This window comes from Terribacillus sp. 7520-G (assembly GCF_002271665.1).
GTDB lineage: Bacteria > Bacillota > Bacilli > Bacillales > Amphibacillaceae > Terribacillus.
In genome coordinates, this window is record NZ_NQFP01000077.1 from 1 (window position 1) to 262 (window position 262).

The 262-nt window shown below is 51.1% G+C and carries 1 rRNA gene; it reads right to left on the reverse strand.

From position 1 onward, the window contains the following. Positions 1-174, reverse strand: a 16S ribosomal RNA gene (locus CHH53_RS17035); the annotation flags it as partial. Positions 175-262: the final 88 nt, after the last annotated feature.

Below are 262 nucleotides of genomic sequence, written 5' to 3' on the forward strand. Positions count from 1 at the left end.
GTTTCCCGGAGTTATCCCAGTCTTACAGGCAGGTTGCCCACGTGTTACTCACCCGTCCGCCGCTCATTCCGCCAGAATCACCCCGGAGGGGTCATCTGGTTTCCTGCGCTCGACTTGCATGTATTAGGCACGCCGCCAGCGTTCGTCCTGAGCCAAGATCAAACTCTCCATGAAAGTGTTGATGCATTGCTCGTCAGAGCTGACGTTGATCTTACGATCATGTCGTTTAGTTCGTAATTGGTTGTTTTGTTCAGTTTTCAAA